This is a genomic window from Acholeplasma equirhinis, from assembly GCF_017052655.1.
Lineage (GTDB): Bacteria > Bacillota_I > Bacilli_A > Acholeplasmatales > Acholeplasmataceae > Acholeplasma > Acholeplasma equirhinis.
The window spans coordinates 550,986-560,639 of record NZ_JAFIDC010000001.1 but is presented as its reverse complement, the minus strand read 5'-3'; the positions used below and the strand labels follow the sequence as shown (position 1 = coordinate 560,639).

At 31.1% G+C, this 9,654-nt stretch carries 7 protein-coding genes; 6 read left to right on the top strand and 1 reads right to left on the bottom strand.

Features of this window, described 5'->3' with window-relative positions:
- The 6 genes from JV173_RS02590 to JV173_RS02570 all read left to right on the top strand — a co-directional run bounded on the left by JV173_RS02590 (position 1) and on the right by JV173_RS02570 (position 9,136).
- A complete protein-coding gene (locus tag JV173_RS02590) occupies positions 1 to 1,125 on the top strand; it encodes a glycoside hydrolase family 16 protein (RefSeq protein ID WP_205734735.1) in 1,125 nt (374 codons plus the stop codon).
- Positions 1,126 to 1,311: 186 nt separating this feature from the next.
- Positions 1,312 to 3,432, top strand: a complete 2,121-nt coding sequence (locus tag JV173_RS02585; RefSeq protein WP_205734734.1) for an ABC transporter ATP-binding protein/permease — start codon at positions 1,312 to 1,314, stop codon at positions 3,430 to 3,432.
- The gene (locus tag JV173_RS02580) at positions 3,429 to 5,684 is read left to right on the top strand and encodes an ABC transporter ATP-binding protein/permease (RefSeq protein ID WP_205734733.1); all 2,256 of its coding nucleotides are present in this window, start codon (positions 3,429 to 3,431) and stop codon (positions 5,682 to 5,684) included. The genes JV173_RS02585 and JV173_RS02580 overlap by 4 nt, the downstream gene beginning before the upstream one ends.
- Before the next feature lie 348 nt (positions 5,685 to 6,032).
- Positions 6,033 to 6,164, top strand: a complete 132-nt coding sequence (locus JV173_RS07095; protein WP_276208418.1) for a hypothetical protein — start codon at positions 6,033 to 6,035, stop codon at positions 6,162 to 6,164.
- Positions 6,164 to 8,086 (top strand): hypothetical protein, encoded by a 1,923-nt coding sequence (locus JV173_RS02575; RefSeq protein WP_205734732.1) that lies wholly within the window; start codon positions 6,164 to 6,166, stop codon positions 8,084 to 8,086. The genes JV173_RS07095 and JV173_RS02575 overlap by 1 nt, the downstream gene beginning before the upstream one ends.
- A gap of 42 nt (positions 8,087 to 8,128) precedes the next feature.
- Complete coding sequence (locus JV173_RS02570) at positions 8,129 to 9,136, top strand: A/G-specific adenine glycosylase (protein WP_205734731.1); 1,008 nt, start codon at positions 8,129 to 8,131, stop codon at positions 9,134 to 9,136.
- Here JV173_RS02570 and JV173_RS02565 read toward each other — a convergent pair.
- Entirely contained in the window at positions 9,124 to 9,618 is a 495-nt protein-coding gene (locus tag JV173_RS02565; RefSeq protein WP_205734730.1) for a QueT transporter family protein, read from the bottom strand. The genes JV173_RS02570 and JV173_RS02565 overlap by 13 nt on opposite strands.
- Between the last annotated feature and the right edge of the window lie 36 nt (positions 9,619 to 9,654).

The following is a 9,654-nucleotide window of genomic DNA, read 5'->3' as shown; positions in this document are numbered from 1 at the left end:
ATGAAGAAATTAACAGCAATATTTATATTTACATTACTCTTAGTATTAACTGCATGTACTGAAGAGGGCCAAAAGAAAGATCCAAACCCTGGTGCAGTCGTACCTTATTTAGATGGTGGTTGGGTTTCAGTATGGAACGATGAATTTGATGGTGATGAACTTGATCAAACCAAATGGAATTATGAACTTGGTGGTAATGGTTGGGGAAATCAGGAATTACAATTCTATAAACCTCAAAATACAACAGTTTCTGATGGTTTATTAACAATTACTGCTAAAAAAGAATCATTTCAAGGTAGAGAATACACATCAAGTAGACTAACAACTAAATATAAAGGTGACTGGTTATATGGAAGAGTTCAAGTGAGAGCTAAAATGCCTACTGGACGTGGTACATGGTCAGCAATTTGGATGATGCCAACAGAAAGTAAATATGGTGGTTGGCCACATTCTGGTGAAATTGATATTATGGAACATGTTGGCTATGAAAATAATAGAATTCATACCAATACTCATACCACAAAATATAATCATAATTTAGGTACAAACATTGGTTATTCAAAAACAGTACCAAATGTTTCTGATGAATTTCATATATATGAGATGATTTGGGAACCAGGTTCAATCAGAATTTATGTAGATGGAGAACCTGTTGGTCTTGGTGTGTTTGCATATAACCCACTTTCTAATCAAGATGTTGAATATTGGAAAGCTTTTCCATTTGATCAATATTTCTTCTTGATTTTAAATGTGGCAGTTGGTGGTACATGGGGTGGGTCACAAGGTGTTGTCGATTCTATTTTCCCTACCAGTATGCAAGTAGATTACGTCAGAGTTTATCAAAAAGATTATTTATATTATGATGGTTTTGAACCAACTAAGGTTGGTACGATTGCTAAAACTACACAACTTGCTAATTCAATTTGGTGGCCTAAAGCAGAAGATGATCACGGTGTTGAATATTATGAGGTTTATGTGAATGGTGAGTTCTATAAAAAGACTAACCTAAATCAAATCATGTTAACCACACTATCTGCAGGAACTTATGAAATTACAGTAAGGGCTGTTGACTTTGTTGGTAAAACAGGTGAATTCTCAGAACCGTTCACTTTTACAAAAACGTAGTTTAAACCCCTTTTTAGGGGTTTTCTTTTTGTATGAACATTTTAATTCGTATTAAATAAAAAGGTTTTTAAACTGATTTTATGTATTATATAGTGGATATTGTGAATATATAAATGAAATCGGTTGGTATTTATGAAACTTATATTAAAATATAAATGTGAATATAAATAAAGAGGATAAGAAAATATGAGCTTAATCAAATTAGATAACGTCTCTAAATTCTATAAGTCTGGGGATGGTGTATCTGTTGGGATGCGTAAAATCTCCACTGAATTTAATTTGGGAGAATTTGTTGCAGTAACTGGGGAATCCGGTTCAGGTAAATCAACATTACTCAATGTTATTTCAGGACTTGATAGTTATGAAGACGGCGAAATATACATTCAAAATGAAGAAACATCACATTACACGAATAGAGATTGGGAACTTTATCGTGCAAAATATATCGGATTTATTTTCCAAAGTTATAACATTATTGATTCATATTCTGTGTATCAAAATGTTATGCTTGCACTAGAAATCCAAAATTACCCAAGACATTTAAGAAAACAACGTGCACTTGAGTTAATCGAAAAAGTTGGATTAAAATCTCATATCCATCATAAAGCTGCAAAACTTTCAGGTGGACAAAAACAAAGAGCAGTTATCGCAAGAGCACTTGCTAAAGACTGTCCAATAATTGTTGCAGATGAACCTACCGGAAATTTAGACTCAGAGTCAAGTAAACAAATCATTGATTTATTACATGAAGTTTCTAAAGAGAAGTTAGTTGTTATTGTTACCCATGATTTTGATCAAGTTAAGCAGTATGCAACAAGAAAGATTAAAATGCATGATGGTGAAGTGGTTGAAGATAAAGTCTTAAAAAAGACTGAAGCACCACAAGCTCCAGAACAACCAACCTTAAAAGTTATGACAGTACCATCTGTAATTAAGTTCTCACTTAGAAATTTATTTACAACACCAAGAAGAACATTTTTCTTCCTATTATTTCAGATTGTAATTATGACTGTGTTTACGTTTGCATACACCTTCCTAATGGATCAAGCTAGAAATAATCTATTTGGTGATGGCTACACTGGTGGTAATTCAAATTATTTTGAATTTTATACAGACTGGACAACAGATAATAGATTTTATGTATTAAGAAAAGATAATCAAACAATGACTGCGTCTGACTATAATGCATTAAGTGCATTACAAGGTGGTAATCATTATGTGTATAAAGACTTTACATATATTGATATTAATAACTTTAGTAACCTACAAGTCTATGCTGATGACTCTACCTTCCAGTTATACAATTTTAAATTAGATACCACTTACTCAATTTCAAATACACCACAATTTATTATTGAAGGTAGAATGCCAGAAGAACAAAACGAAATTGTCGTTTCTAATATGTTCCAAAACATCAATGTAGGGGATGAGATTGACTTTTTTGGTAATCGTCGAGTTTATCTAGAAAAACCTGCACAAATTGTAGGTGATAATATCACCTTTGAATACACAAATGAAGATAATTACCATGAAATTAAAATTAAGTTTAAAGATGGATCATATTCTCGAATAGAAGGAAATTTTTACGAAAAATTCTCGATTCCTCAATTTACAGGGAGAGCAGCATCAGACGTAGAAGAATTTTCAGTCTATGTTGAGCGCTACATCAATGATTACCAACGGCTTGTAGTTGTTGGTAAATACAACGATAACAACAAAGGTGTCTTATATTTATCACATGACTTTTTAGATTCACCATTCTTAGGTAATGGTTTTATGATTGCGGCAAGAACTCAAGTTCAAGCAGAAAGAATTTTTGATAGCATTGATAAAAACATTTACCGTGTAGTTTATCCTGAACTTGATAAAGGTACAATTCAATCACTATTTGGTCCGATCAATTTTATTGTTTCACTAATTTTCTATGCACTCGTATTCTTCTTTGCATTATTTATGTATTTTATTCTTTATACAGTTGTCAGAAACATTATGCAGGCAAGAAAGAAGGATTTTGCAATCTTCAGATCAATTGGTGCAAATCAATCTAAGTTAGGTTGGTTAGTAATTTTTGAACAATTGATTGTCATGATGATTTCATTTGCAATTGCAATGATTATCCTTAGTTCAATTTCATATTCTAACTTTGTTGTAAATAAATTGCTATCGATTCTTACCATGACTGATTATATGATTATTTTCTTAACTTTCACTTATCTAACACTATGGCTTGCTAGAAGATTTAATAAACGTACATTCAAATTCTCAATTATTGAGAATATTCAAGAAAGTAAGGAGGAAACATTATGATTAAAGTTACACAACTAGATAAAACCTTTAATAAAGGGTCTAGAAATAGTATTCATGTATTAAATAATGTTTCCATGGAATTTCCTGAAAAAGGCTTAGTAGTCTTACTTGGTGCTTCTGGTTCAGGTAAAACAACATTACTTAATGTAATCGGTGGACTTGATAAAGTTGACCGTGGTACCATTCAATTTTATGAGCATCAAATCAAAGGGTATAAACCCGGTATTTGGGATAAAATCAGAACTCAAGATATCGGGTATATCTTCCAAAATTATTACTTAATGAATGATTTATCTGTCTTTGATAATGTTGCATTTGTTCTTAAGATGATTGGGATTACAGATAAAGAAGCAATCGAAGAACGCGTGAATTATATTCTAAATCAAGTTGGAATGTACCGCTTTAGAAAGAAAAAAGCTACCCAATTATCTGGTGGACAACAACAAAGAGTTGCCATCGCAAGAGCTTTAGTTAAAAATCCTAAAGTCATTATTGCAGACGAACCTACAGGTAACTTAGACAGTAAAAATACGCTTGAAATTATGAATATTATCAAGCAAATTTCATTAACTAAACTTGTCGTTTTAGTTACGCACGAAAAAGAAATTGCTGATTTCTATGGTGACCGTATTATTGAAATTAAAGATGGTCAAGTTGTAAATGAACGTTATAATGATAATCAATCTGATCATGACTTTAAAAATGAAAACATCATATATCTTAAAGATTTAAATGAAATATCCGAAGTCAAAAATGATGTACTTGATGCTAAAGTATACACTGATCAGGATGATAGAACACCGATTTCTGTTAAGTTGATCATTAAAAATAAAACTTTATATCTTGATGTTAATTCAGAAATTAATAAGATCCAATTGATTGATAAAGACTCGCACATTCAATTGAAAGATGAGAAATTCCAAAAGCAAACTAGAGAACAAATGATGGAAACAACATTTGATCTTGGTAAACTTGATCATTCAGATGTAGCTAAATCAAAGAGTTACACCATATCTACAAAAACGAGTTTTTGGATCGCATTTAAACGTGTGCTTCAATTTGGTGCAAAAGGTAAACTTATGCTGCTTATCTTTGGTATCGTTGGTGCACTTGTTGCAAATAGTTTCTTAAATATCTACACAATTTTGAATTATGATTATCAACGATTCATTTCTCAAGATGAAAAAGTACTAGCAATTAACATGTTAAACTCTGAAGGTATACCAGTAAATCTACAAGATAGATATGATGATATTATGGAAGTAATCGGTGATAATACCAATTACTTCATCCTACCTGAGTTAAAAACATCATATAGTCTTGAAATTCTATTACCAGGTTCAAGAAATAAAGCAATTTATAATTCTATGATTCCTGAGTATCATTTTGTCGTTGATGATAGTGAAATTATTTATGGTAGAAGACCTGAAAACAGTAATGAAATTATGGTTTCATCAGGTTTCTATTCGACTGGTGATGCGTTTAGTGATACCAACTTTAAAGATATTGGTATTTGGAGCATTGAACAACTTTTAGGTGAAATCATTATTAATTCATATAATCATTTTGAAACTGGATTAGAATTTGAAATTGTTGGTATTACAAATAGTGTTTATCGTGGTATTTATGCATTCGACCATGTTGCATTAAATGATTTAACAGATTCACCACTCTTAGACCGTAATATAACTAAAGAAGATTATGAAAAATCGATTATTTTTAATAATAACGTGAGAATCGTGATTTATGGTGATAATCCATTAGAAATCGAGTCAAATTTAAGGGAGAAAGGGTATGATATCACTTTAACATCAAGACAAGCAATGATTGATAACCAAAATCAAATAGAAATTGAATTATCAACGAATATCATTACAGCAGGATTCTTAGTTGCTGGTTCACTCCTCATTTTCTATTTTGTTATGAGATCTTCAATGCTTTCTAGAATTTATGAAATCGCAGTTTACAGAGCGCTTGGAGTGAAACGACGTGAAGTTGTTGGTTCATTTACAGTTGAAATCGTCATGATTACGACAATATCTAGCTTCTTAGGATTTGTCTTAATGATGATTATCATGAGTCAATTTAACAATACACCACTTTCAGCGATTGCAACCTTTGAAGTTGACTTTATGGTCTTTATCTTAGGTGCACTCTTTATATATCTTTCAAATCTTATTATTGGTATCATGCCAATGCTAATGTTATTAAGAAAAACACCTGCTCAAATTATTTCAAGTTACGATATGTAGTATAAAAAAACACCTTATCGGTACTATTTGTTAAGAGCGATAGTAACGTGAGGTGTTTTATTTTATCTAGTCATGAAAAATTTTAGTTCCTGCTTCTTCTTTAATTGCAATTGAAGCATCTTCAAGAGAAGCAATGATTGCAGTGCCTTTTGGATGAGCATTCATAAAATTAATCGCTACAAATTATTTTATTCCATTGAATCTTTACCAAATTGTTCTTCATCCACATATTGTTGAGCTTCTTTAACGGTTAATTGAAATTAACTATATAAATTGAGTCATCAAACTAAGAATTAGACTAAAATGTGTTAAACTCAATTTAGTGATAATTTAATAGAGGAGATTTTTATGATAAAAGGGATAATAAAACTCACAATGATGGCACCTGAAGCAATCATGTTTAAACTTATGAAACCAAGTTTATATGGAACAACTAAATTACCTCAAAGTATCCAGTATCAAAGTGAGGTGCAATACTGATGAAAAAGATCGTATTAACCACACTTAGTTTTATAAGTGTTTTATTTATTGGAATCTATATGACTCCAATGTTATTTGCCGTAAATGAACAAACTGAAATAGAGATTAATGTTGTAACTCCAGATAATGAACCATTTGAATTAAACCTAACAGGTTATTATGGAGAACATGTCAATATGTCATTTGCTATAACTGGCTATGCATTCCACATATTTAATGGAGAATACAGTCAAGAAATAAACAGAAATTTCTTAGTAAGTCATTCAACAGCTATTACTATGATATTAAAAGAAGAAGAGCAGGTAGTTGCAGCATTTGTTGATTCAAATGGGAAATTCTTATACGCACTGTATGGAGAATTTTCTTTGCTACCAACTTATGATGGTGCAGTACCAACAAAACCCGGATTTAAATTTACCGGTTTTAATTTACCAGATTATCCGATAACTTCTGATACAGTATTTGTTGCACAATATGAAATGGAATATGATGATATTGAAATTATCATTGATGGCCAATCAGAATATTATGTATATAATTCAGTTCAAACAATTTATGCAGAAGATGGTTTCCATTGGGAAGAATATGGAATACCTGTTTCAGTTGGACCAGTTTATGAATTTTCAGTAATATATCCAAGAAAGTTAGTATCTGTTGAAGGGCTAGTAACAACCCCTAACATAGTTTTATCAAATGAGTTAACACTTAGAGGTGGTCACAAATCCTATCTGGGACAATATATGTTAACTGAAGGTTATGAATTCGTTGAAGCTGGATTAGTTGTAACGGAAACTTTTGTTACACCATTAACAATTGAGAATGGTACTAAAATACCATCAACAGCGTTTGCACATACAAATGAATTTTTAAGATCACTACCAATCGATAAATATCTTACAGTTAGAGCATATTTGATTGTTAAAAACGATAACAATTTAGAATTTATTTATTCCGATAATGTTTTAGGATTAATTGATGTTGAAAACTTCGAATCATATAGTACGGGTACCGGTTATTTTCAAGAAAAAACTTTTGGTAGAGTTACTGGTTTTGGTAATGTTTCAACAACAGCAGCAGGGAAAATTGATAACAATACATTCTATGTGAGAATTAATAGTAACTATCCAGATCCTAAAGTAGTAACCATTGATGTGACTGGTTTTGATAAAGTTTTAGTTGATTTAAAACTAGGAACACAAAGTAAAACTGCTTGGGTCATTGGAGATACGACAATTACTGGTACTAGTTTAGTCAGAAACTTTGAAATACAAACAAATGGTGAAAAAGAAATTACACTTACATTCGTAAACAAAGACCCACTTACTGCTACAAACTGGGATGGTGGTCTAGATAATATTAGATTCTTTAAAACGACATCTATAGTTCAAAAAGAACCTCCAGTTGTTGAAAATCCTGAAAATCCAACAAATCCATCAGATGGTCAAGTTATTATTAATGACGGATTCATTTCAATGTATGAAATTGCAGTATTTTTACAAACAAAAAATGAACATTATCCAATATCAGATATGTTTATCGAAGATCACCAACAAGCAAGTGGTGGTTATATCGCACTTGCAAAAAGTTTAGGAATACTTGTTGATAAATCACAACATTCACCAAATCAAAAATGGCACTTTTTTGATTCTTGGATGTATCCTAGCATTGCAGCAGGAACACTTTCATATACGGAAAGTGCAAAAACAAGAGTTTATTCAAAATTATTAAGTCCAGAATTACTTTTATGGATTTATGAAGCTTGTGATGTGCCAGTGATTAAGATTCAAAATGCTTATTTAATAGCAGTTCAAGGAAGAATTGCTGGTACAAGTGTATCAACAATTGCCAAAAATATGAGAAATATTGTTCCTTGGTCAGATCTTGAAGTTTCAATCAATGCTTATCTTCAAACATTGTATTAAGATATTAGTAAAGGTAATAAAAAATTAGTTATAAGAGGACAAATGGACTATCAATCACTTTTTAAATGGTATGAACTTAATCATAGAAAGCTTCCATTCCGAGAAACTAAAGATCCTTATAAAATTTGGGTCTCAGAAGTCATGCTTCAACAAACTCAAGTAGAAACAGTCCTACCTTTTTATGATAGATTTTTAAAAGAGTATCCATCAATCCAGGATTTAAGTGAAGCATCACTTGAAGAAGTTTTAAATATTGTCCAAGGTATTGGATACTATAAACGATTTAAATTGCTTAAAAAAGGAGCAGAATACGTCGTTTCAAAACTTAATGGTATATTCCCTGATAGTTATGATGAAATCATTAAAATTCCAGGTATTGGTGCATATACAGCTGGTGCAATTTCTTCAATCTCATTTAACAAACCTCACGCTGCAACAGACGGTAATGTCATTCGGGTTTTATCAAGACTATATCAGTTCAAAGATGATTTCAGATTTGAAAAAAATCGTAAGAAATTAAATCAATTTAATCAAAGATTAATTGAATCATCTAATAACCCACACGACTATACGCAAAGTATGATGGAATTAGGTGCGACAGTTTGTAAAAAATACAATCCATCTTGTGAGACTTGTCCTTTAAAAGATATGTGTAAGGCTAATCAAACAAAATCGATTGATAAATATCCTTTTATTAGTCCTTTAAAAGAAAAAAAGGAAACAAAATTCGTCTCCTTTGTGCTTAAGTATCAAGATCAATTTGTTTTAAGAAAAAGATCTGAAGATTTATTGAATAGCTTCTATGAATTCATACAAGTAGAAGCAGATAGTTTGAACTATGCCATTCAATATTTGAATGATTTAGGTTTTGAATTTAATATAATCAATCAACTTAAACCTGTTAAACACATCTTTACCCACCTAGTTTGGTATTTAGATGTATATGAAGGTAGAGTAAATAAATTACCTGATGGATATGAACTAGTATCGGATTTTAGTAAATATCCAATAGCAACCGTGCACAAGAAAATAATTAATCAGTTTAAATGAAGCGTATCATTGAGCTTCATTTTTTCTATTAACATTTTAAATGGAATACCAAGTACAATCATTACTACAAGTTCACCTAATGCAATCCATAACACATTAGCAACGAAAATATCCCAAACTTCTGCAAGTAATGAAATTTCAATGGATACGATGATTCCGTTTAATAATGCAGGGAAAATGATAAGTGCAGGAATCCAATGTTTTTTAAAGATTACTAGAAAGATACATACCAGTAGAGTTGCGGAAGCACCGAAGAATGCATCTACAATTCCGAATATACCAATCCAGTTTGCAATAAACGTACCTGTAACGATACCAATCGTGTGCTTTTTATTAAAAAACACAAGAACTAACATAATTTCAGCAATTCTAAATTGAATCGCTTCAAAACTCATAAAATAAAAAGCCAACACTAAAACAACGTAGATGGCTGCAATTGTGACCTCAGTAATCAGGTCTTTAATGGTAAATTTGTTTGTCATATTTGTCTCCTCGTTTTTTTAGAGCGGGTTTTACTA